Annotated in this window: 20 protein-coding genes and 1 pseudogene; 14 read left to right on the forward strand and 7 right to left on the reverse strand. The window is 70.8% G+C overall.

Going from position 1 to position 22,708, the window contains the following annotated elements:
• The first annotated feature begins 260 nt into the window (after nucleotides 1–260).
• The 6 genes from QH276_RS22650 (at nucleotide 261) to proB (ending at nucleotide 8,196) form a co-directional block, all read left to right on the forward strand.
• On the forward strand, nucleotides 261–3,983 hold the full coding sequence (locus tag QH276_RS22650) for a ribonuclease E/G (protein ID WP_280406897.1): 3,723 nt from the start codon (nucleotides 261–263) through the stop codon (nucleotides 3,981–3,983).
• 119 nt (nucleotides 3,984–4,102) lie between these two features.
• Nucleotides 4,103–4,456, forward strand: coding sequence for a hypothetical protein (locus tag QH276_RS22655; RefSeq protein WP_280401363.1), 354 nt, complete (start codon nucleotides 4,103–4,105; stop codon nucleotides 4,454–4,456).
• A 353-nt stretch (nucleotides 4,457–4,809) separates the two neighbouring features.
• On the forward strand, nucleotides 4,810–5,121 hold the full coding sequence (gene rplU, locus QH276_RS22660) for a 50S ribosomal protein L21 (protein ID WP_068046299.1): 312 nt from the start codon (nucleotides 4,810–4,812) through the stop codon (nucleotides 5,119–5,121).
• Nucleotides 5,122–5,164: 43 nt separating this feature from the next.
• Nucleotides 5,165–5,431, forward strand: a complete 267-nt coding sequence (gene rpmA, locus QH276_RS22665) for a 50S ribosomal protein L27 (protein WP_280401362.1) — start codon at nucleotides 5,165–5,167, stop codon at nucleotides 5,429–5,431.
• 143 nt (nucleotides 5,432–5,574) lie between these two features.
• On the forward strand, nucleotides 5,575–7,035 hold the full coding sequence (gene obgE / locus QH276_RS22670; protein WP_280401361.1) for a GTPase ObgE: 1,461 nt from the start codon (nucleotides 5,575–5,577) through the stop codon (nucleotides 7,033–7,035).
• 39 nt (nucleotides 7,036–7,074) lie between these two features.
• A complete protein-coding gene (gene proB, locus QH276_RS22675; protein ID WP_280401360.1) occupies nucleotides 7,075–8,196 on the forward strand; it encodes a glutamate 5-kinase in 1,122 nt (373 codons plus the stop codon).
• 75 nt (nucleotides 8,197–8,271) lie between these two features.
• Here proB and QH276_RS22680 read toward each other — a convergent pair whose 3' ends face one another.
• From QH276_RS22680 to QH276_RS22690, 3 genes are all read right to left on the reverse strand, one after another.
• On the reverse strand, nucleotides 8,272–8,931 hold the full coding sequence (locus QH276_RS22680; RefSeq protein WP_280401359.1) for an endonuclease V: 660 nt from the start codon (nucleotides 8,929–8,931) through the stop codon (nucleotides 8,272–8,274).
• A 194-nt stretch (nucleotides 8,932–9,125) separates the two neighbouring features.
• On the reverse strand, nucleotides 9,126–10,007 hold the full coding sequence (locus QH276_RS22685) for a hypothetical protein (RefSeq protein WP_280401358.1): 882 nt from the start codon (nucleotides 10,005–10,007) through the stop codon (nucleotides 9,126–9,128).
• A 524-nt stretch (nucleotides 10,008–10,531) separates the two neighbouring features.
• Entirely contained in the window at nucleotides 10,532–10,888 is a 357-nt protein-coding gene (locus QH276_RS22690; protein ID WP_280406894.1) for a HesB/IscA family protein, read from the reverse strand.
• A 251-nt stretch (nucleotides 10,889–11,139) separates the two neighbouring features.
• Between QH276_RS22690 and QH276_RS22695 the strand changes: the two genes are divergently transcribed.
• The 6 genes and pseudogenes from QH276_RS22695 (at nucleotide 11,140) to QH276_RS22720 (ending at nucleotide 16,641) form a co-directional block, all read left to right on the forward strand.
• Nucleotides 11,140–11,817, forward strand: coding sequence for a DUF3043 domain-containing protein (locus QH276_RS22695; protein ID WP_432278535.1), 678 nt, complete (start codon nucleotides 11,140–11,142; stop codon nucleotides 11,815–11,817).
• Between the two features lie 6 nt (nucleotides 11,818–11,823).
• Nucleotides 11,824–12,390, forward strand: coding sequence for a bifunctional adenosylcobinamide kinase/adenosylcobinamide-phosphate guanylyltransferase (locus QH276_RS22700; protein WP_280396601.1), 567 nt, complete (start codon nucleotides 11,824–11,826; stop codon nucleotides 12,388–12,390).
• A gap of 274 nt (nucleotides 12,391–12,664) precedes the next feature.
• Nucleotides 12,665–13,306 (forward strand): maleylpyruvate isomerase family mycothiol-dependent enzyme, encoded by a 642-nt coding sequence (locus QH276_RS22705; RefSeq protein ID WP_280396602.1) that lies wholly within the window; start codon nucleotides 12,665–12,667, stop codon nucleotides 13,304–13,306.
• 175 nt (nucleotides 13,307–13,481) lie between these two features.
• Nucleotides 13,482–14,573: pseudogene (gene cobT, locus QH276_RS22710) on the forward strand (nicotinate-nucleotide--dimethylbenzimidazole phosphoribosyltransferase); the annotation flags it as partial.
• Nucleotides 14,574–14,823: 250 nt separating this feature from the next.
• Entirely contained in the window at nucleotides 14,824–15,573 is a 750-nt protein-coding gene (locus tag QH276_RS22715; protein WP_280396603.1) for an adenosylcobinamide-GDP ribazoletransferase, read from the forward strand.
• A 354-nt stretch (nucleotides 15,574–15,927) separates the two neighbouring features.
• Nucleotides 15,928–16,641 (forward strand): MBL fold metallo-hydrolase, encoded by a 714-nt coding sequence (locus QH276_RS22720; protein WP_280396604.1) that lies wholly within the window; start codon nucleotides 15,928–15,930, stop codon nucleotides 16,639–16,641.
• 50 nt (nucleotides 16,642–16,691) lie between these two features.
• On the opposite strand, the gene QH276_RS22725 is transcribed toward QH276_RS22720, so the two are convergent.
• The 3 genes from QH276_RS22725 to QH276_RS22735 all read right to left on the reverse strand — a co-directional run bounded on the left by QH276_RS22725 (nucleotide 16,692) and on the right by QH276_RS22735 (nucleotide 19,760).
• Nucleotides 16,692–17,792: a branched-chain amino acid aminotransferase gene (locus QH276_RS22725; RefSeq protein ID WP_280396605.1), complete on the reverse strand. Its 1,101-nt coding sequence runs from the start codon at nucleotides 17,790–17,792 to the stop codon at nucleotides 16,692–16,694.
• A gap of 105 nt (nucleotides 17,793–17,897) precedes the next feature.
• Nucleotides 17,898–18,992 carry a glycine cleavage system aminomethyltransferase GcvT gene (gcvT, locus tag QH276_RS22730; RefSeq protein WP_280396606.1) on the reverse strand — a complete coding sequence of 365 codons (1,095 nt, stop codon included), beginning with the start codon at nucleotides 18,990–18,992 and terminating at the stop codon, nucleotides 17,898–17,900.
• A gap of 156 nt (nucleotides 18,993–19,148) precedes the next feature.
• Entirely contained in the window at nucleotides 19,149–19,760 is a 612-nt protein-coding gene (locus QH276_RS22735) for a GNAT family N-acetyltransferase (RefSeq protein WP_280396607.1), read from the reverse strand.
• A 102-nt stretch (nucleotides 19,761–19,862) separates the two neighbouring features.
• Here QH276_RS22735 and QH276_RS22740 point away from each other — a divergent pair, with 102 nt between their 5' ends.
• On the forward strand, nucleotides 19,863–20,666 hold the full coding sequence (locus tag QH276_RS22740; RefSeq protein WP_280406895.1) for a TetR/AcrR family transcriptional regulator: 804 nt from the start codon (nucleotides 19,863–19,865) through the stop codon (nucleotides 20,664–20,666).
• A 9-nt stretch (nucleotides 20,667–20,675) separates the two neighbouring features.
• Entirely contained in the window at nucleotides 20,676–22,187 is a 1,512-nt protein-coding gene (locus tag QH276_RS22745) for a leucyl aminopeptidase (RefSeq protein ID WP_280396609.1), read from the forward strand.
• Nucleotides 22,188–22,297: 110 nt separating this feature from the next.
• On the opposite strand, the gene QH276_RS22750 is transcribed toward QH276_RS22745, so the two are convergent.
• Nucleotides 22,298–22,651 carry an oxidoreductase gene (locus tag QH276_RS22750; RefSeq protein ID WP_280396610.1) on the reverse strand — a complete coding sequence of 118 codons (354 nt, stop codon included), beginning with the start codon at nucleotides 22,649–22,651 and terminating at the stop codon, nucleotides 22,298–22,300.
• Nucleotides 22,652–22,708: the final 57 nt, after the last annotated feature.

The raw sequence follows: 22,708 nt of genomic DNA on the forward strand, positions 1-22,708 counted from the left end.
CCGAGACGGGTGACGCGGTTGCCTCCGCCGCGAACGCCGGCACCGCTGCGGATCAGGCGGCAAGCCCCGCGGCGGCGCCGGGTGGCGGGTCCGGGCAAATTCCTGGCATCGGTACGGAGACCGTCGCCGCGGGCGCGGCCGTATGGGAACCGGAGGAACCGGCCGCAGCCGAGGTGGTCGCCGCCGGCACCGGCCTCGCCCCGGCCCCCGGGGAAGCTGCGCCCGGCACCGAAGACGCTGCCACGGCACCGTCCGGCAGCATCGAATCGAGTGCGGTCGGTACCGCGGACGCGGGCGAGTTCGTGGCGCCCGGGAGCGCGGCCACCGCCCCCGGCACGGACGAACCCGCGGGTACCGCACTTGCCGGTGAGCCCGGCGCGGCCGACCGTGCGGCTCCCGGAACCCCCGCGCGCGGCGACAACGCCGGGGCCGGCGAAGCCACCGGCACCGACGAGCCCGGGCGGGATATTCGCGGAACCGGAGCTGGTTCGGGTACCGATACCGCGGCGCGTTCGGCCGAACCGCCCGCCTCGGTACCGGTATCCGCCACGGTCACGCCGGGCGCTCCCGCCACCCCGGCGACGCCACCGCCCGCGTTCACTGCGGCGGCGAACCTGTTCGCGAGCCCGGTGCCCGAGGAACCCGCCGCGGCCGAACCGATCGTTTTCGAAAGCGCGGTCGTCGCGGCCCCGCTGTTCCTCTCCCCGGACGCGGCCGCCGCCGAGGATCTGCGCCGGCGCCGCAAGGCCGAGCAACAGAGGGCCGAGCAGGAGAAGGTCGAGCAGCAGGCCGAACAGCAGCCGGAGCCAGAACCCGATATCGACAGCGAAGCCGATACCGACATCGGGGACGACCAGTCCGACCAGGGCGATTCCGACGATCAGCCGCGTCGTCGCCGCCGGGGCCGCCGGGGCCGCGGCCGGGGTCGCGGGGAACAGCAGTCGGAGAACGACGGCGAGACCGAAACCGATACCGATACCGAGGGCGCTGCGGCCGAATCGGCGGAAACACCCGCCGAGAGCGACGACCGATCGGGTGCCGAGGCCGAGGACACCGAGGACAGCGCCGATACCGGTGAGGAATCCGAGGGCGGTTCGAGCCGGCGCCGCCGCCGGCGCCGCCGCCGGAAGGTGGCCGGAGAATCCGGCGAAGCCGAGTCGGCCGAGGACGATCCGCCCAATACGGTCGTGCACGAACGCGAGCCGCGGAACAAGACCCGGGCCCGCGCCACCGTGGACGAAGTTCAGGGCATCACCGGTTCCACCCGGCTCGAGGCCAAACGGCAGCGCCGTCGCGACGGTCGTGAGGCCGGCCGGCGCCGCCCGCCGATCCTCACCGAATCGGAATTCCTGGCGCGCCGCGAATCGGTCGACCGGGTGATGGTGGTCCGGGAGAAGGAGTTCCCCGGCCATCCGTCGGCGACCCAGGTCGCCGTGCTCGAGGACAACATCCTGGTCGAGCATTTCGTCACCAGTACCGGGTCGGCGTCCATGGTGGGCAATGTGTACCTGGGCAAGGTGCAGAACGTGCTGCCGAGTATGGAGGCCGCGTTCGTCGATATCGGCCGGGGCCGTAACGGTGTGCTCTACGCCGGTGAGGTGAACTGGGAGGCCGCCGGGCTCGGCGGTAAGGAACGCAAGATCGAACAGGCGCTCAAACCGGGCGATCAGGTGCTGGTCCAGGTCAGCAAGGATCCGGTGGGTCACAAGGGCGCCCGGTTGACCACCCAGATCAGCCTGGCCGGTCGCTTCCTGGTGTATGTGCCGGGCGGCACGTCCACCGGGATCAGCCGGAAACTGCCCGATACCGAGCGCAAACGGCTCAAGGAGATCCTGCGCGAGATCGTGCCCGCCGATGCCGGGGTGATCATCCGGACCGCGTCCGAAGGCGTCAGCGAGGCGGAACTGACCCGCGACGTGGAGCGGTTGCAGGCGGCCTGGCGCAAGATCGCCGCGGCCGCCGACGGCGAATCGAACGCCCCGAAAACCCTCTACGAAGAGCCGGACCTGCTGGTGAAGGTGGTCCGCGATCTGTTCAACGAGGATTTCTCGAAACTGGTGATCGAGGGCGAACGCTCCTGGAACACCGTCGAGAAGTACATCGGGACCGTCGCCCCGGACCTGCTCGCACGGGTATCGCGGCACGAGAACAACGGGGTCGACGTCTTCGAGGCCTACCGGATCGACGAACAGCTGGCCAAGGCGCTGGACCGGAAGGTGTGGCTGCCCTCGGGCGGCACCCTGGTGATCGACCGGACCGAGGCCATGACCGTCGTCGACGTGAACACCGGTAAGTTCACCGGCTCCGGCGGCGGGAACCTCGAAGAGACCGTCACCCGCAACAATCTCGAGGCCGCCGAGGAGATCGTGCGGCAGATGCGGCTGCGCGATATCGGCGGCATGATCGTGGTCGATTTCATCGATATGGTGCTCGAATCGAACCGCGATCTGGTGCTGCGCCGGCTCACCGAGGCACTCGGCCGCGACCGCACCCGGCACCAGGTCTCCGAGGTGACTTCGCTGGGCTTGGTCCAGATGACCCGGAAGAAGCTCGGTACGGGCCTGGTGGAGGCGTTCTCCACCACCTGCGAGCACTGCCACGGCCGCGGCATCCTCGTGCACAGCTACCCGGTGGAAACCGGCGGCGCCGAGGAGAGCCCGGGGCGGGGCCGCGAATCGGGTTCGAAACGGCGCCGCAACCGCGACAAGGCGGCGCCCGCCGCGGCCGCGCCGGCCCCGGTGCCCGAGATCTCCGAGGAGGAGGCGGCGGCCAAACGCGCCCACCCGGTGGCACTGGCCATGGCCGCGCACCAGTCGGAGGACGCCGCGGACGAAGCGGCGACAGCCGCGGACGACGCCGCGACCGGCGAACCGGCGGCCCCGACCGGCGACGAAGGGCGTAGGGAACAATCCGCCGAGCCCGGCGCCGCGCGGCAGGAGCGGCCGGGTGCCGCGGACAGTGACACCACCGCGGAGCCCCGGCGGCGCCGTACCCGGGTCCGGCGGTCCGCCGGAGCCGCCTCCTCCGGGGATCGCCCCGCGGCCGAATCGAACGGAAGCGGTGCGCACGCGGTGCCCGAAGAGGCTGCCGCTGGCGCAGTCGCCGCGAACGCCCCCGAGGCTGCCGCCCAGGACGCGGGTGCGGATGTTCCCGAGGCAGCCGCTGAGCCGGCTGCCGCGGCCGCGAACGCCGCTGTTCTGGACGCTGGTGCGGGTGCTCGCGAGGCTGCCGCCGAGCGGGTTGCCGCGAACGCCGCTGAGACCGCTGATGCGGCCGAGGCCACCGCCGCGGACGCTCGCCCGGCTGTTGTCCCGGATACTCCCGGCGTCGCTCGCGAGACCGCTGCGGTGGCCGCCGGCGATGCGGCGGCTGAGGACGCCCGCGGGGCGGCCGATGCGGAAACGTCCGAGGTCGTTACCGGTGAAACGGCGCCGGTCGCACCCGATGCGGTCGTCGCCGGGGAGGCCGCCGCGGAAACCGCGCCGGATGCCGGCGAACCGGCCCCCGCCGACGGTGTCACCGCTGTGCAGGTGGGCGATATCGCCGAGGTCGAAGCAGCAACGACGGCTGTGGCCGCCGGTGCGGCCACGGAGCCGGGCGGGGCACCCGCCGTATCCGAAACGCCGGTAGAGCCGGTATCCGCAACCGCCGCGAACGGGACCTCGGCTGCCACGACCGAATCGAACGGCACCGCCGCGGCTCCGGTCTCGGCAGATACGGGACGGCCGGCGGCCGGGGGAGGGGTAGAAGCCGCGGGCGGCGCTTCCGAGTCCCGGGCCCGACGGCGTCGTGTCGCCCGGTCGACCTCCGCTCCGGCGGCCGACAGCGCCGGTGCGGTGTTCGTGCTGGCCGCCGATGAGCAGCCGGCGGCGCCGGTCGCGGATTTCGCGGCCGAACCTCCGGCGGTCGAGGTACCGGTTCGCCGGGTCCGCCGCCGTGCCGCCGGTCGCCCGGCCGGACCCCCGGTCGACGACGAGAACTGAACCGAGCCGGATACCGCGAGGCCCTCGCACGTGGGGGCCTCGCGGTGTTTCCCGGTCCGGACCCGGATCTCCACACGACAACCGCAGAATCTCCACAGCGGGCGGATAGGGTCCGCGTCATGCTCGAGAAGCGACCTTGGGTGCCCGCGGTGGTCTACATCGTTGGTGCGATCTTCCTCGGTCCGGCGATCTACCTGGCCGGATACGTGATAACCCCGGCCAACGGTGACCGCTGCAACCCGGAGCCGCACGGCAGCGCCGAGCAGCGGGACCGGGACTACGCGCTGGTGGACGGCATTCAGCACACGGGCTCGCTGATCATGCTCGCGGCCGGCGTCTTGCTGCTGATCCTGCTGTGGACGAAGCGTCGCCGGCTCGGCCCGGTATCGCTCGTATCGATCACTGCCGGGATGCTCGTCATGATGGCCGGGTATCTGATGGTGTTCCACGCGGGTAGCGGCGTACGGTGCTGACGGTCGGCACTGGGGTCCGGCTGTGCCCGGACCGCTGATCGGGTCGGAGGGTGCGCCTCCAGGGCTCCTGCTCCGGTGGTGGCCGCGGGTGAGGTTTTCGTCACCCGGTAGACCGGAACCGGTGCGGGGAAGGGGGCCGGGTTTGGAGGGGCCGGGGCGTATCCTGTAATCTTGGCCAGTCGCTGCCCGGTGACAGCAGCATGCTGTTCCGTGGCCGGTTCCCGATACCGAGAGCCACCAGATGCCGAGGCGGCGATGATTACCAGACCAGTCGTGCGGTTGTTCCGGTGTACACCGAAGAGGCAACCGTATGAACGAGTGCCGAGCACTAGAGGAAGAAGGGCAGCCGACCGATGGCAACGTACGCGATCGTCAAGACCGGCGGAAAGCAGTACAAGGTCGCGGTCGGTGACCTGGTGAAGGTCGAGAAGATCGAGGGTGCGCCGGGCACCTCCGTGGCACTGTCGCCGGTGCTCGTCGTCGACGGCGCCGAGCTGACCACCGCGGCCGACAAGCTGGCGAAGGTGTCGGTGTCGGCCGAGGTGGTCGAGCAGACCAAGGGCCCGAAGATCCGCATCCACAAGTTCAAGAACAAGACCGGCTACCACAAGCGCCAGGGTCACCGTCAGCCGCTGACGGTCCTGAAGGTCACCGGCATCAAGTAACCACTCGCAGGCCTGCACGGCCCGCGCTGAAGGAGTATCAGCAATGGCACATAAGAAGGGTGCATCCAGCTCCCGGAACGGCCGCGATTCCAATGCCAAGCGGCTGGGCGTGAAGCGTTTCGGCGGGCAGTCCGTCAAGGCGGGCGAGATCCTGGTGCGTCAGCGTGGCACTCACTTCCATCCCGGCGTGAACGTCGGCCGCGGCGGGGACGACACCCTGTTCGCGCTGGAAGCCGGTGCTGTCGAGTTCGGCACCAAGCGTGGTCGCAAGACCGTCAATATCGTGGTCCCGGAGCCGGTCGAAGCCTGACCGGCTGACGACTCCACCACAGCGAGCGGGTCAGGGTGATTCACCCTCGGCCCGCTTTTCGCGTTTCCACGGTTTCGCCGTGAACCATCGGGTGCCCTCGTGCCTTCCCGACCTTCGACCATCCAGAGGAGGATGATCCGGCCATGGCCAAGTTCATCGACCGCGTCGTTCTTCATGTCCGCGCCGGTAACGGCGGGCACGGTTGTGCGTCGGTGCACCGGGAGAAATTCAAACCGCTCGGCGGCCCCGACGGCGGTAACGGCGGGCACGGTGGGGATGTGGTGCTCGAGGTCGACGCCAATGTGCACACCCTGCTCGACTTCCATTTCCACCCGCATGCGAAGGCCGGGAACGGCAAACCCGGCGAGGGCGGGAACCGGGACGGGAAGAAGGGTTCCGAACTGCTGCTGAAGGTGCCGGACGGGACCGTGGTGCTGGATTCCGACGGTGTGGTCCTGATGGATCTGGTCGGCCCCGGTAACCGGTTCGTCGTGGCCAAGGGCGGTCGCGGCGGGCTGGGGAACGCGGCGCTGGTGTCGCGGGCGCGTAAGGCACCCGGATTCGCGTTGCTCGGCGAGGAGGGCGAGACCCGCGATGTGGTGCTGGAACTCAAATCCGTCGCCGATGTGGGGCTGGTCGGGTTCCCGTCGGCCGGAAAATCGTCGCTGGTCTCGGTGCTCTCCGCCGCGAAACCGAAGATTGCCGACTACCCGTTCACCACACTCGTCCCGAATCTGGGTGTGGTGCAGACGGGCGATACCACGTTCACCATCGCCGATGTTCCCGGACTGATCCCCGGCGCGAGCGCCGGGCGCGGGCTCGGCCTGGATTTCCTGCGCCATCTGGAACGATGCGCGGTCCTGGCCCATGTGGTGGACCTGGCGACCCTGGAACCCGGGCGCGACCCGATCTCCGATATCGACGCGCTCGAGGCTGAACTCGCCGCCTACAAACCCGCGCTGAGCGGGGATGCGAGCCTGGGCGACCTGGCCGACCGGCCGCGCGTGGTGATCCTGAACAAGGCCGATGTGCCCGAAGCCGAGGATCTCGCCGATCTCGTGACCCCGGAACTGCGGGAACGCGGCTGGCCGGTGTTCCGTATCTCCGCGGTCACCCACGCCGGCCTGCGACCGCTGACCTTCGCGCTGGCCGAGATGGTGCAGCAGTATCGCGAGGCGCATCCGAAGGCGGCCCCGAAACGCCCGGTGATCCGCCCGATCGCGGTGGACGATTCGGGCTTCACCGTGGTGCCCGATCCGGAGGAACCGGGCGGCTTCCTCGTTCGCGGCACCCGGCCCGAACGCTGGGTCCGGCAGACCCAGTTCGACAACGACGAGGCCGTCGGCTACCTCGCCGATCGGCTGGCCCGGCTCGGTGTCGAGGACGAACTGGTGCGGCTCGGTGCCGAACCGGGGGCACCGGTGACCATCGGCGATATGACGTTCGAATGGGAACCGCAGATCACCGCCGGAGCCGATATCGTGCCCACCGGCCGTGGCACGGATGTGCGGCTGGAGCAGACCGACCGGGTCAGCGCGGCCGAACGGAAACACGCCTCGCGGGTGCGGCGTGGACTGGTCGACGACGAAGAAGACAGGGAGTAGGCAGGTGATCCTGGGCAACCGCGGAGCTGGGGCACGGCCGTGACCCAGCTCCCGCTAGAACTCAGCGCAGCCCGGCGGTCGATCGCCGGGGCCCGGCGGGTGGTGGTGAAGATCGGTTCGTCCGCGCTCACCAGCCTGCACGGCGGTTTGGATACCGACCGCCTGGACCGGCTCGCCGATGCCATCGAAGCGCGGATGCGGGCCGGATCGGATGTGGTGGTGGTGTCGTCCGGGGCCATCGGCGCCGGGCTGGCGCCGCTGGGGCTCACCCGGCGCCCCCGGGACCTCGCCACGAAACAGGCCGCGGCCAGTGTCGGTCAGCTCGCGCTCGCCCATGCGTGGGGGACCTCGTTCGCGCGCTACGACCGGACGGTCGGCCAAGTGCTGCTCAGCGCCGACGATTTCGCCCGCCGGGAGCATCACCGTAATGCCCAGCGCACACTGGACCGGTTGCGGTCGCTCGGCGCGGTGGCGGTGGTGAACGAGAACGATACGGTCGCCACCGAGGAGATCCGGTTCGGCGATAACGACCGGCTCGCCGCGCTGGTCGCCCATCTGGTGGGTGCGGACGCATTGTTCCTGCTCTCCGATGTGGCCGGCCTCTACGACGGCGACCCCCGCAAGGGCGCCGCGAATTTCATCGCCGAAGTACGCAGCAGCGCCGACCTCGACGGTGTGATCGCCGGTAGCGGTGGGGTACTGGGGACCGGTGGAATGGCCTCGAAACTGTCCGCGGCGCGGCTGGCCGCCGACGCGGGCGTGCCGGTGCTGCTGGCGGCAGCGTCCGAAGCGGCGAGTGCGCTCGGTACCGGAACGGTGGGAACGGCTTTCGCCGCCCGGCCGGTGCGGCTGTCGGCGCGCCGGTTCTGGGTCCGGCATGCCGCCGACAGTCGCGGCGCCATCCTCATCGACGCCGGTGCGGTCAGGGCTGTGGCCGGGGCCCGGCGGTCGCTGCTCGCGGCCGGAATCGTCGGGGTGAAGGGCCGTTTCCACGGCGGCGATGTGGTGGATCTGATCGGCCCGGACCGGGCGATCGTGGCGCGGGGCGTGGTGGAATACGATGCGGCCGAACTCGCCACCATGCTCGGCCGGTCCACCCGGGAACTGCCCGACAGTATGCAGCGCCCGGTCATCCACGCCGACGACCTCGTCAAGGTCTGATTTCCGGCCTGGGCCCGGCCGTCGCTGCGGATTCGGCTCGATCTGTCGACCGGGCCCCGGCGCAGAATCAGGGAGTCAGGAAATACGCCCGAGATGATCGGCCGTGCGGGTGGTTTCCGGTAGCCGGTAGCGGGGTGCCAGGCGCAACACCAGTGCGCAGGCGGAGTCGAGGGTGAAGCGATGGCCCACCGAGACGTAGATCGGTTTGATTCCCGGCTGGGTGCGCAGCACCCTCCCGACGGTCTCGCCGTCGGCGGTGACGGGGGCCCAAGCGCCGCGTGCCGGTCCGGGTTCGGCGCATTCGCCGAAGGAATTCTTCGCCACCCCGATGCTCGGCAGGCCGGTCAGAACACCGAGGTGGGCGGCCAGCCCGAAGCGGCGCGGGTGGGCCAGCCCGTGCCCGTCGCAGACCAGCGCATCCGGTTCGACGGTGAGCCGCTCCAGCGCCCGGGTCAGTGCCGGGACCTCACGGAACGCGAAAAGACCGGAAATGTACGGGAATTCGATCCGCTCCCGGACCACGGCCTGATCGAGCACGGCCAGCGACTCCGCGTCGAGTACGGTGACCACTCCCACCGCGATATCAGGGTCCCGGTAGGCCACGTCCAACCCGGCGACCCGCCGTACCGGCCCGTGGTCGTCGCGTACCACGACCTGTTCCCGGAGCCGCTGCTGGATCGCGACGGCTTCCTCCTCCGATACCGCCCATTCGTGCAACCGCCGCACCCGAACCATCCCCGGAGCTTAATCGGCACGCCCGGCGGCCCGCCGCGGCGCCGCGGTGATTGTGGGCGCGTTACACCGCGAGCAGCAATACTCGTCGCAGTACGCGGACCACTCGCACGGGTCCGCGCCCCGGCTGTCCGGGTGCACATCGCTGCGGGCTCCACGCCGTGGTCTCGCGGTGCTGCGCGTGCGGCGATCTCCTGTTACGCCGAGAAGGGATCGACGACCTCGTATTCGCGTAGCCGCTCGACAGCGCGCTCGTCGGATAGTTCGGCGCGGGCGTCGGGGTTTTCGTGGTAGAAGCGGATCAGCCAGTACGTTCCCGCCGCGCCGATCGAGAGCTTCTCCGCGTGTATCCGTTTGACGCTGTTGCGTCCCCGGCGGCGGCCGCGGTATTCGATCCGGATGGTGCCCCTGGCGTTGTTCCGTGATTCCACCGCGATCCGCTCCACGGCCGTCCAGCTCACCCGGTTCCCGATGGAGGTCTTGGTGGGCACCACGATATGCATCGGCGTGAGAACCAGGCGGCGGATCTCCGGGCGTCGCGCGTAGACGGCGAGATACCCGAGCAGCAGGACCGCCACCGCGATCGCCGGCCACGGCGGGATCGGGGTCTCCAGGGTGAGTGCGCCGGTCCAGGTACCGATCCCGTAGATCGCGCACAAGGCCGCCGGGCTGAGGGAGCACAGCACCAACGCGATTTCGTAGCCGAGCGACCGGCGGACCACCAGCGTGCCGCGGTCACCGGCGAACCGGGCCCCGTCGATTCTGATCCGCGACCGGCCGCGTGAGGTGGCGGAGATCATCGGCAGGAAGGAGGCGACCCAGATCGTGGCCGCCACGTGCAGTGCCGTCAGCAGCGGATCATCGGAATCCAGCGACAGCGCGGCCTGGGCCGCCAGGAAGGTGGCCAGCACGGCCACCAGGAACACCGCCGGGTAGGTCCATCCGTTGAGGTTGCCGCGCAGTTCCCGGGGCGGCGGGAAGTAGCCGCGCGGCGGTACCCATTGCGGAGCCACCGGCGCGACCGGGCTCGCCTGGGCCTCAGGCGGTTCGGCGGAGAGGGTGCTCGGCTGGGATGTCATCGGTACTACCTGTACTTCAGGGTTTGCAATGGGCGTCTGTGATGATATCGGCAATCGCCCGGCAACTCTGTGTTGTGCGCGGCGGGTGGCGTCAGTGCGTCACCAGGGTCCGTCGTCCCGGCCGGCGGGGGCGGTCGCGGCAGCGGAGTGGCAAAGACCGTAGGTCATCGAATATGTGCTGAGAGTTCAGCTCTCGGCGACTGCCGGTACCGCCACGGCCGCCCGGTATGGCCGGAACCGGTCGATCACGGCGGCGATCAGCAGCGAAACCACGGCCTACACCGCGAATGTCGTCGAATGTGCCGATGACTGCGCCCCGAACCGCGCGTCCGTGTGCCCGCTGTGCCGATGACTGCGCCCCGAACCGCGCGTCCGTGGGGGCCCCCCGGCCCCCCCCCGGGGCCCCCCGCGCGCGCGGGCGCATGGGCCCCCCCCGCCCGCGCCCCCCCCCCCCCCCCCCCCCCCCCCCCCCCCCCCCCCCCCCCCCCCCCCCCCCCCCCCCCCCCCCCCCCCCCCGCGGCCGGTCAGTTGAACGAATCGCCGCAGGCGCAGGAGCCGGTGGCGTTCGGGTTGTCGATGGTGAAACCCTGCTTCTCGATCGTGTCGACGAAGTCGATGGCGGCACCCTGAACGTAGGGAGCGCTCATCCGGTCGACGGTCAGGGTCACTCCACCGAATTCGGCGGTGAGGTCGCCGTCGAGGGTGCGATCGTCGAAGAAGAGCTGGTAGCGCAGGCCGGCACAACCACCCGGCTGCACCGCGATCCGCAGCGCGAGATCGTCGCGGCCCTCCTGATCGAGCAGCGCCTTCGCCTTGCCCGCGGCAGCCTCGGTCAGCTTCACGCCGTGGGTTTCGGTGGCGGTCTCGTTCTGCACAGTCATGAACTCTCCTATGGACAGCGTGGTCGGTCCGTGAACAGCGCACGGTTCAGGGGTCAACACCCTCGGACGGGCTGCTATTCCCCATCTTGCCATCCCGGCGTCCGCCGGTTACAGCACCAGGGCCTGTTCAGTGCCCTGATCGCGTAACAGGCGCGGGTGAGACCGGCCACGATCGGATTATCCGGTGATCGGCCCCACCCGGCAACCGCCCGGCTTCCCCGCCGGTCAGCCGACCGATTAGCCTGGTTACCGTGAAGTTGTTCCGACGCGGTGAGCCCAGCGGTACCGACGTGTCCGCCGACAGTTCTCGGTCCGCGACCGCCACCGCGAATGCCGGCGCGGCCGAGGCGCCGGTGAAAACCACCGTCACCGCGGGTAAAGGCCGTCCCACGCCGAGCCGCCGCGAAGCCGAGGGCCGCCGCCGCGGTCCGGTCGCGCCGCCCCCGATGACAGCCAAGGAGGCCCGCGCCCGCCGCAAGGAGACCCGCGGCTCCAAAGCGGACCGCAAGGCCGCCGCCGCGGAACGCCGCGCCGCCGCGCAGGACCGCCGGGCCCGGATGCTGGCCGGTGAGGACAAGTACCTGCTGCCGCGCGACCAGGGCCCGGTGCGGGCCTTCGTCCGCGATATCGTCGATGCGCGCCGCAACCTCGTCGGCCTGTTCATGCCGATGGCGCTGCTGCTGATCCTGTCGATGTTCGCCGCGCCCGCGTGGCAGTCCATCATCACGCTGGCCATGCTCGTGATGATGGTGTTCATGATCGCCGAGGGATTCCTGCTCGGCCGGATCGTGAACCGCCGGGTCCGGGAGAAGTTCCCCAAGTCGACCGATACCGGATACCGGCTGGGCTGGTACGCCTTCGTCCGCGCCTCGCAGATGCGCAAGATGCGCGCCCCGAAACCGCGCGTCGGCCCCGGCGACGCCATCTGATCGCGGGTGCCGCACCCCGAGCCCACCCCGCCCGGCTCCGCACCGCCGGGTGACGGGCTGCGCACGCTGGTCCTCGGCGGCGCCCGGTCCGGGAAATCGGCCTTCGCCGAATCTCTGCTGGGAGCGGGTCCCGTCCGTTATCTAGCGACCGCGATCCCCGACCCCGCCGATACCGATTTCGCCGACCGGATCGCCGCGCACCGCGCCCGCCGCCCGGCGGACTGGACGGTGCTCGACGGCGCCGATCCGGCAGACGTCCTGCACAACCCGCACCCCGGGCCCACACTCGTCGACGATATCGGCACCTGGCTCACCGCCCGCCTCGACGCCCGCGCGGCCTGGGACGCGCCCCGCGGCACGATCACTCCCGACACCGACGCCTTGGTCGCCGCCGTAGCCGAGTATCCCGGCAGGCTGGTACTCGTCACGCCGGAGGTCGGGCTGGGCGTAATCCCCGCGACACGTTCCGGCCGCCTCTTCCGCGATGAGATCGGCACCTTGAATCAACGCCTCGCCCAGGTCTGCGACGAAGCGTATTTCGTCCTGGCCGGGCTGCCGATGCGCCTGAAGTAAGGCTCCCGGCCGCGCGTTCCGCCGGCACCCGCGCCCCGAGACCCCCACACGACCCGGCCCTTGGCCGGCCTGTCTCGCGAAGGTGTACCGATAGCCCTCTCGCGCGAGCGCTCCGCACCGGCCGAAGGGCGTCGACCCCGCAATCCGGCGGCGAGGGTTAGCCGCTGCCCGGTGGCGGCCGCCCCGAGCTGCGGGGTACAACCATCCAGGTCACCACGCGCACGCGCTGTCCGTCCGCGGCCGATGTGTCGTGGGCCCGTGCTTCGATGAACGCGTGCAGAAGCAAACGCGCGCGGAGCTATGGGCCACGATCCACCGCGAGCGGGCGGCGCTGGCCGACGAGCTCGCCGGCTTGACGCCGGAGCAATGGGGCGCCGGCTCGTTGTGCGGCCGGTGGACGGTCGAGGAGGTCGTCGCGCATCTCACCGCGGCGGCGAGCATCGGGCGGTCCCGCTGGATTCGCAGTATGGCCGGGGCGCGGTTCGACGCCGATCTGCACAACCAGCGGCGGATGCTCGAGCATCGCGGCGCCGGACCCGCCGGGACGCTGGCCCGCTTCCGGGCGGTGATCACGAGTACGACGGCTCCGTCCGGGCACACACCGGCCTGGCTGGGTGAGGTCGTGGTGCACGGCCAGGACATCCGCCGGCCGCTCGGGCTCACCGGTACCCCTGAGCCCGCCGCGGTCACCGCGGTCGCACAGTTCTTCGCCGCCCAGGATTTCACCGTCTCCGGCCGTACCGCCCGCACAGGGCTGCGCCTCGTCGCCACCGACGGCCCGTTCGATATCGGCGCCGGTCCGGAGGTGAGCGGAACCACCTTGGCACTGGTCATGGCAATGGCGGGCCGTGCCGACTACTGCGCGGAACTGACCGGCGCCGGTGTGGCCACGCTGCGGTCCCGGCTCGCCGGTTGATACCGGCTGCGGCGCCCCGAGTGGACGGTCTTGCCCGCCCGCCGGAGAAGGTGCCGCACGGCGCCGGGGGCCGGACGGGCAATATTGTCGAGAGGCCGGCCGCGACCGGGATCCGTTCCCCGGACCCGTCACAGTCCGCCCGGCGCGACAGCTACCCGACCGGAAGGCTCCACCAGTGTCAGAGGGATTCGCACCCGTCACCCCGCCGGATGCCGGTGCCCGCGCGGCGGCCGAGCAGCGGCAGGCGTCGCTGACCAAACCGCCGGGGTCGCTGGGACGGCTCGAGGAGCTGGGGAACTGGATCGCGGCGTGCCAGGGGGTCTGCCCGCCGCGGCAGTTCGAACGGGCCCGGGTGGTGGTGTTCGCCGGCGATCACGGTGTTGCCGCGCACGGAGTGTCGGCGTATCCCCCCGAGGTCACCGCGCAGATGGTGGCCAATTTCCAGGCCGGTGGGGCGGCGGTGAACGCGCTGGCCCGGGTGGCCGATGCCACGGTGCGAGTGGTGGATATCGCGGTCGCCACCGACACCGATGCGGCGGTATCCGCGCACAAGGTGCGCAGGTCCAGCGGCGCCATCGACCGGGCCGACGCGTTGAGCGCCGCGGAGGTCGCGGCCGCGCTGGCCGCGGGGCGGGCCATCGCGGACGAGGAGATCGACGGGGGCGCGGACCTGCTCATCGCCGGCGATATGGGGATCGGGAACACCACTCCCGCCACCGTGCTGATCGCGACCCTCGCCGGAACCGAACCGGTCAAGGCCGTCGGCCGCGGGACCGGGGTCGACGATCACGGCTGGATGCGCAAGGTCGCGGCCATCCGGGACGCCATGTGGCGGGCCCGGCCGGTCGCCCGCGACGGGGTCGAATTGCTGCAGGTGGCCGGTGGCGCCGATATCGCCGCGATGACCGGTTTCCTGGCCCAGGCGGCGGTCCGGCGCACGCCGGTCCTGCTCGACGGGGTGATCGTCACGGCGGCGGCCCTGGTCGCCGAGGATCTGGCGGCGGGCGCGTCGGCGTGGTGGGTGGCCGCGCACCGGTCCACCGAACCCGCGCACACCGCGGCCCTGTCGAAACTGAAACTCGATCCGATCCTCGGCCTGGATATGCGGCTCGGCGAGGGTTCGGGTGCACTCACCGCACTGCCGGTCCTGCGCGCGGCCGTCGCGGTGCTCGCCGAGATGGCGACCTTCGCCGATGCCGGGGTCAGCACCGGATCAGCACCGGCCACCGCCCCGGCCGAAACGGCCACCGCCTCCACCGACACGGCCACCACCCGCACCGGTACCGGCACCGCCGACGCCCCTGCTGACGCAGCAGGCGCCCCGCCCGGAACAGTCGGCGGCCCCACCGATGCGGCCGGCGTCTCGGCGGGAACGGCCGGCGTCCCTACCGACGCGGCCCCCGGTAGCACCGGGGCGACCGATTCCACTGCCGACGCAACCTCCGGTAACGCCGGGGCGGCCGACGCCTCGACCATCGATATGCGGAAGTGACGAGATCCGTCACGGAGACTTCCCCGTGCTGACCCTGCGACTCACCTTCTCCTGGCTCACCGTGCTACCGGTCCGCGGCCCCGACGAGGTCGACCGTACGGCGGCCACCCGCGCTATCGCGCTGGCACCGATCGCCGGTCTCACGCTCGGCCTGGTAGCGGCGGCCGTGCTGTGGCTGCTGGCACCGGCGGGCGCGGCGGCCGGGTTCGCGTCGGTGGCGGTACTGGCGCTGCTGACCCGGGGTATGCATCTGGACGGCCTGGCCGATACCTTCGACGGTCTCGGTGTATACGGCCCGCCGGAGCGCGCGCGGGAGGTCATGAAGAGCGGCGGGGCCGGGCCGTTCGGGGTGGCGGCGATCGTACTGGCCACGGGAATCCAGGCCGGTGCGTTCACCATCCTCGCCGGTTCCGGGCACTGGTACGCGGTGATCGTGGCGGTGGCGCTGGGCCGGGTCGCGGTGGTAGCGGCCTGCCGCCGCGGTATCGAGCCCGCGCCCGACACCCGATTCGGCGCGCTGGTCGCGGGCACACAATCCCGGGCCACGGTCACGGTGTGGGGCGCCCTGGCTGCCTCGGCCGCCATTTTCGTGGTGCCCGGACTTGCCTGGTCCGGCCCGTTGGTCGCGGTGCTCGCGCTACTGATCGCGGTGCGGCTGGCCGACCACGGGGTCCAGCGGATCGGTGGGCTCTCCGGCGATCTGCTCGGCGCCGCGGTCGAGCTCACCACCGCGTTGTCGGCCTTGGGGTTCGCTGTCGCGGCGAACTCCGCCTGAACGATCCTCGACCACCCGGCCGGCCCGCCGCCGATATCGGCCGGCTCCCGACACCCGGTTCAGCGCGCTGGTCGCGGCAACGCAGTCCTGGGCCACGGTCACGTCTGGGCGGTCATGGCTGCTGCGGCCACCGTTCTCGCGGTACCCGGACCGGCCTGGTCCGGGCCGTTGGTCGCGGTACCCGCGTTGCCGGCAGCGGCGCACTCCTGCGACCGTAAGGCTGCACCCGGAGGGCGAGCAGGCTGGCTCAGACACGTTGCGCGCCACAAAGCGGGGCGGCCCTCGTGACACCCCCGCCTCAATATTGCGAACGCAGCGTCTCACCGTCGCGGCGCTGCCCATAAGGTGGGAGGTATGTCAGCCGAGCGCCTCTACTTCCGCCAACTGCTCGCCGGCCGGGATTTCGCCATCGGCGACCCGATCGCCACGCAGATGCGTAATTTCGCCTATCTGATCGGTGACCGGGACACCGGCGAATGTGTCGTCGTCGACCCGGCGTATGCCGCGGGCGATCTGGCCGGGATCGCGGAGAGCGAGGGCCTGAAACTGTCCGGGGTACTGGTGACCCATCACCATCCCGACCATATCGGCGGCACCATGATGGGCTTCACGCTGCGCGGCGTGAAGGAACTGCTCGAACAGACCACCGTGCCGGTGCATGTGAACGACGAGGAGAAATCCTGGGTCGCCAACGTCACCGGGATCGCGCCCAGCGAGCTGACCGGCCACGGGCACGGCGACAAGCTCGGCGTCGGCGCCTTCGACATCGAATTCCTGCACACCCCGGGCCATACGCCCGGTAGCCAGTGTTTCCTCGTCGACGACAAACTCATCGCCGGGGACACCCTGTTCATCGACGGTTGCGGCCGCACCGATTTCCCGGGTGGCGATTCCGAGGCGATGTTCGCCAGCCTGCGCTCGCTGGCCGATATGCCGATCAACCCGGAGGTCTATCCCGGCCACTGGTACTCGGCCGACCCGCACGCCTCGCTGGATACGATCCGCGACAACAACTACGTGCTGCGCCCGCGTTCGCTGGCCGAATGGCACGCCCTGATGCCCGGCTGACACCGCCGGTCCGGGTACCGGCGTACCGGTACCCGGATACCTCGGGGGGTTCAGAGCACGCGCATCCACTGGTGGACGTCGGCGAAGGTGCCGCGCTGGATACCGGTGAGGGTGTCGCGCAGCGCCATGGTGACCTCGCCGGGCTCGCCGCCGCCGATCACGAATTCGCCGTCCGGTCCGCATACCGATCCGACCGGCGTGATCACGGCCGCGGTGCCGCAGGCGAAAACCTCGGTGATCTCGCCGGATTCGGCGCCCGCGCGCCAATCGTCGACCGAGATCTTGCGTTCGGTGACCGGGTAACCGGAATCGGCGGCCAGGGTGAGCAGCGAATCGCGGGTGATACCGGGCAGCAGCGACCCGGACAGTTCCGGGGTCACCAGCCGGGCGTCGGCACCGGAACCGTAGACGAAGAACAGGTTGTTGGTACCCATCTCCTCGACGTATCGGCGTTCGCAGGCGTCCAGCCACACCACCTGATCGCAGCCCTTGGCGGTGGCCTCGGCCTGCGCGAGCAGCGAGGCCGCGTAGTTACCGGCGACCTTGGCCTCACCCGTGCCGCCGGGCGCGGCGCGCACGTAGTCGGTGGACAGCCACACCCGCACCGGTTTCACGCCGCGCGGGAAATAGGCGCCGGCGGGCGAGCCGAGCAGCAGGTACTTGTACGCGGAGGCGGGTTTCACGCCCAGCCCCGATTCGGTGGCGAACATGAACGGCCGCAGATAGAGCGATTCCTCGCCGCCGGCGGCCGGCACCCAGGAGGCGTCGACCTCCAGCAGCTGCCGCACCGATTCGATGAAGAGTTCGTCGGGTAGTTCGGCCATCGCCATCCGGCGCGCCGAGCGGCGGAAGCGGGCGGCGTTGGCGTCGATGCGGAAGGTCGCGACCTGCCCGTCCGGCTGGCGGTAGGCCTTGAGGCCCTCGAAGATGGCCTGGCCGTAGTGGAACACCATGGTCGCCGGGTCGAGGGTGAGCGAACCGTAAGGTTCGACCACGGCATTGGTCCAGCCGTCGGCCTCGGTGTAGTCGATGGTGACCATATGGTCGGTGAAGTACCGGCCGAACCCGGGTGCCGCCAGAATCTCCTGTACCCGCTGCGCCGGGGTGGGCGCAGGATGAGGGATACGGGCGAACTGTGCAGCAGCGGTCATGACCAGCAGTCTATGTCCTGGGTCCGCGCCGAATCCGCGGTGGTCCCGCCGGCTGTGACCCACGAGTCTCTCGCCGCCCCGCCCGTGGCAGGGACGGTCCCGGGTTCAGCTGGTATGCGGGGTGACGAAAGGCGGCCGGACCACGGTGCAGCGCAGCGACCGCCCGCGGACATCGACCTCCACCTCGCTGCCCGGCGTGACGGCCGGATCCAAGAGTGCCAGGGCGATTCCGAGCTGCCGGGTCGGCGAGAAGGTCCCCGAGGTGGTCACCCCGACCTCCCGGCCATCCTGGCGCACCGCCTGGTTCTCCCGGGGGATCCCGCGGTCGAGTGCTTCGAGTCCCAGCAGGATCCGCCGGGCGCCGGCCGTCCGTTCCGCTTCGAGGGCGGCCTTGCCCCAGAAATCCGCTTTCGCCCAGCCGACCGCCCAGGACGCCCGGGCCTGTACGGGTGTGATCTCGGTGGAGAGTTCGTGCCCGTGCAGCGGATAGCCCATCTCGGTGCGCAGGGTGTCGCGCGCACCGAGCCCGGCGACCGCGCCGCCCGCCCCCCGGACCTGCTCGACGAGCGCCCGGAACAGCGCTTCGGCGCCGGCCCACCGCGGCAGCAGTTCGTACCCGTGTTCACCGGTGTAGCCGGTCCGGCACACCCGTACGGACTGCCCGCGCCATTCGGCGTCGGTGAACGCCATATACGACAGATCCGTGGGCAGTCCCAGCTCCGTCAGTACCTGCGCCGACCGCGGCCCCTGCACGGCGAAGACCGCGTGGTCGCGATGTTCGTCGGTCACGGTGATCGCCGGCGGCGCCGCGGCCGCGAGCAGTTCCACCACCGTGGCGGTGTTCGCCGCGTTCGGTACCAGGAAGATCTCGTCGTCGCGCACGAAATAGGCGATGAGATCGTCGACCACGCCCCCGTCGCGGGTGCAGCACAGTGTGTACTGCGCCTTACCCGGGCCGATCCGTCCCAGATCGTTGGTCAGCGCGGAGTTCACGAACTCGGCCGAGCCGGCTCCGCGCACGGTCGCCTTGCCGAGATGACTCACATCGAACAGGCCCACCGTTTCGCGCACCGCGGAGTGTTCGGCGACCGTCCCCGCGTAGGAAACCGGCATCTCCCATCCGCCGAACGGCGCGAATTTCGCCCCGAGTTCGACGTGCACGTCATGGACAGGTCCCTGTTGCAGCCCGGCGTCACTCACCCGGCGAGCTTATCCCGGCCCCGGAAGGTCACGGCCGGCCCCGCGCCGCGTGTGCACGTCCGGCCGCCGGTCGCCGCCGGGCCTCGGGTCCGGCCCGATGAAGGTTCGCTTCCGGCGGGAACAGTGACCGCGCGGCCTGCCCCGGCGATCGTGTGATCAGGCTTCGAACCACATGGGGATGAGCGTCGGTCCGTCCTCCGGCAGGGTGTGCGTTTCGCCGGTGCGGACGAACCCCTGCCGGGCATAGAGCCGCGACGACCGTTCGGTACTCGCCTCCAGATAGGCCGGCATCCCCGCGGCCGCCAGCGCCCGCGTGCGATCACCGAGGATCGCCGCGCCCGCGCCCCGGCCCCGGTATTCGGGCACCGTGACGATCAGCTCGAGGTAGCGGTGCGGAAACCGGCGCGGATGTTCACGGGCCAGTAGCTCGGTGACGTAGGCCGAACGCTGCAGCGGCCGGCTGCCCGGCGCCCGGTCGGCGTACCCGCGGGCGGTGGCGGCGTCGGCGAACAAGCGATCGGTCGAGGTGACGGTCTGCCAGAGCGAGACCGCCCAGATTTCGCCGCCCGCGCCCGCCACCCAGAACTCGTCGCCGTCGAGACCGCGTTCGACGATCTCGGGCAGATACACATCGAGGAACTGCTCCATCGGATGGTCGCGCATGATCCATTCGGTCACCGCCTCGTCCGGGGTCGCCCGCCGGAGTGCCGTCATCAGCGCGTCGGTATCGCCCTTGTCCGCACGCCGCACATCCAGTTCCGTACCCACGCCCGCCTCCTTGTGAATGGTGTTCCCGTCCCCGAACTTATGTCGCTCACCACCGCACAACCACCATTTCGTCACGGTATTTCGTGTGTTGAAATCGACGACGTGACCCACTGTGTGCGCTGCGGTGGGCCGCTCCGGCAACCGGACCGGGGCCGCCGGCGGCGCTATTGCTCCCGCTCCTGCCAGGCGCGTGCCTACCGCGCCCGCCGCACCGCGGCGCCCGTGCGTGCCCGCCCGGTACCGCGCCGCCTCTCGACCGTCGTGATCACCCGGGCGGCGGTGGAACTCGCCGATCGCACCGGCCTCGACGGCCTCACCATGCGCCGGCTGGCCGGCGAGCTGGGCGTGGCCACCGCGACCCTCTACCGGTACTTCGACGATCGGGAGCAGTTGCTCGCCGCGATGGTCGAATTGGTTCTCGGTGACCCTCCGCCGCCGCCCGAGGACCTGTCCGGGTGGCGCGCCCGGCTGCGCGTCGAGGCGCGGCGGGAATGGCAGCTCTACCGGCGCCACCCGTGGGTGCTGCCGGTGCTGGCCCGCGTCCGGCCCCCGCTCGGCGCCGCCCTGCTGGACACTCTCGAACGCGCCCTGTCCGCCTTCGACGAAATGGACCTGCCGCGTACCGAGTTGATGTCGGCCTACCTGAGTCTCTCGGCACTGGTGCAGGGTCTCGCCCTGCTGTGGACCTCGGAACGGATCGATCGGTTCGGCGGGACGGACGGAGCCGGCGATATTCCGCCGGGCCTGGCCGACCTCATCGACGCCACGGTACGTCCCACACTGTTCCGGGTCTTCGATCCCCGGGCGTCGCCGCCACCGGAACTCGACTTCGACGCGCTGCTGTCCTACGGCGTGGACATGCTCCTCGACGGTGTCGCGGTGCGGCAGCGGACGGCCGGCGAATAGCCTGGGGCCATGACCGCAGTCGCAGATCGTCCGCTCGGACCGGAATTGGCACGTACCCAGACCATCGAGCCCGGCACCGATGTCCTCGTCGTCGGTGTGGCCACCACCGACGACGGGCCCGTCCTGCTGCCCGAAGACCTCTTCGGTGATGTCCTCGACGCCGACCTGCGCACCCGGCTGCTCGATCAGGTGACCGCGGTGGGCGGCACCGGGAAGGCCGAGCAGCTCATCCGGGTGCCCGCACCGGCCGGTCTGGATTCGGTGACCAGCGTGCTGGCCGTCGGCCTCGGCAGCGCCGAAGAGCTGGACCCCGAACAGATCCGCCGCAGCGCCGGGGTCGCCGCCCGCGCGCTGACCGGGGTCGAGCGAGCCGTCACCACCCTGTCCGGCCTCGATATCGCCGCGGCCGTGGAAGGTTTCTACCTAGGCGCGTACTCCTTCACCCCGTTCCGCTCCGCGAAATCGGCGCCGAAGCCCGACGCCGGCCCGCTGGCCCGCGTGGAACTGCTCGTGCCCGAGGCGGATTTCGGCGGGGACGCGCTGCTGCACGCTCAGCTCACCGCCGAAGCCGTGGCCACCGCACGCGATTTCGTGAACACCCCGCCCAGCCACCTGTACCCCGCCGAATTCGCCCGCCGGGCCGAACTGCTGGCCGAGGGCGCCGGGCTCGAGGTCGAGGTGCTCGACGAGAAAGCGCTGGAAGCCGGCGGTTACGGCGGTGTGCTGGGGGTCGGCAAGGGTTCCTCGCGGCCGCCGCGGCTGGTCCGGCTCACCTACCGGGGCGGTGACAAGAAGGTCGCGCTGGTGGGTAAGGGCATCACCTTCGACACCGGCGGTATCTCCATCAAACCGGCCGCGAATATGGAGAACATGACCTCCGATATGGCCGGCGCGGCGGCGGTCATCGCGACCACGCTGCTCGCGGCCCGGCTCAGCCTGCCGATCACCGTGATCGCGACGGTGCCGATGGCGGAGAACATGCCCTCGGCCACCGCCCAGCGGCCCGGGGATGTGCTCACCCAGTACGGCGGCACCACGATCGAGGTCACCAATACCGACGCCGAGGGCCGGCTCATCCTGGCCGACGCGATGGTTCGCGCCGGGGAGGACGATCCGCAGTACCTGATCGACGTCGCGACCCTCACCGGCGCGCAGATGGTCGCGCTCGGCACCCGCACACCCGGGGTGATGGGCACCGACGATTTCCGTGACCGGGTCGCCCGGATCTCGCGTGAGGTGGGCGAACACGGCTGGCCGATGCCGCTGCCGAAGGAACTGCGCGCCGATCTGGACTCCAAGGTCGCCGATATGGTCAACGCGACCTCACACCGCTGGGGCGGGATGCTGGTGGCCGGCACCTACTTGAAGGAGTTCGTGCCCGAGGGCGTCCAGTGGGCCCATATCGATATCGCGGGCCCGGCGTACAACACCGGCGGCCCGTTCGGCTACATCGGCAAGGGCGGCACCGGTGTTCCGGTCCGCACGCTCATCGCCGTGCTCGAGGACATCGCCGCCGAATAGGCACCGAAGTCGCCTCGTTGCGTGCCGGAACAGCCGGGTCCGGCGCTGTCTCCGGGCAGCGCCGGCACCCGCGCGGCATCCCCGGACGAGTCGCGGCGCCGTACGGCGTCTCAGCCCTCGCCGAGTTCGCGTTCGATCGCGCGTTTGCGTTCGACGCGGCGCCGGGCGTCATAGTCACGCATCCGCTGCGGGTAGCCGGTTTTGCCGACGTCGTACACCGGGATCCCGAGATCGCGCGCCAGCCGGTGCGCGCCGCGTTCGCCGACGACCCGCCGGGTCCATTCCCCATCCGCGGCAACCAGCACCACCGTGACATCGGTCACAGCCGTCTTGGGTTCGACGAATCCTTCCACGCCGGTATGCGTGCGTACCCAGTCCGCGAGATACCGCGCCTCAGGTGAACGGCCACGGGAAACACCGCCGCGCCCAGGCGTGACGCGACGGAAACGATCGAGTAAACCCATCGCGGCCGACCTCCTCTTATCACACGAACCCGCCGTACAGGGCGGTGATTCCATGGT

This window comes from Nocardia carnea, assembly GCF_029869215.1.
In the GTDB taxonomy this organism is placed as follows: Bacteria; Actinomycetota; Actinomycetes; order Mycobacteriales; family Mycobacteriaceae; genus Nocardia; species Nocardia carnea_B.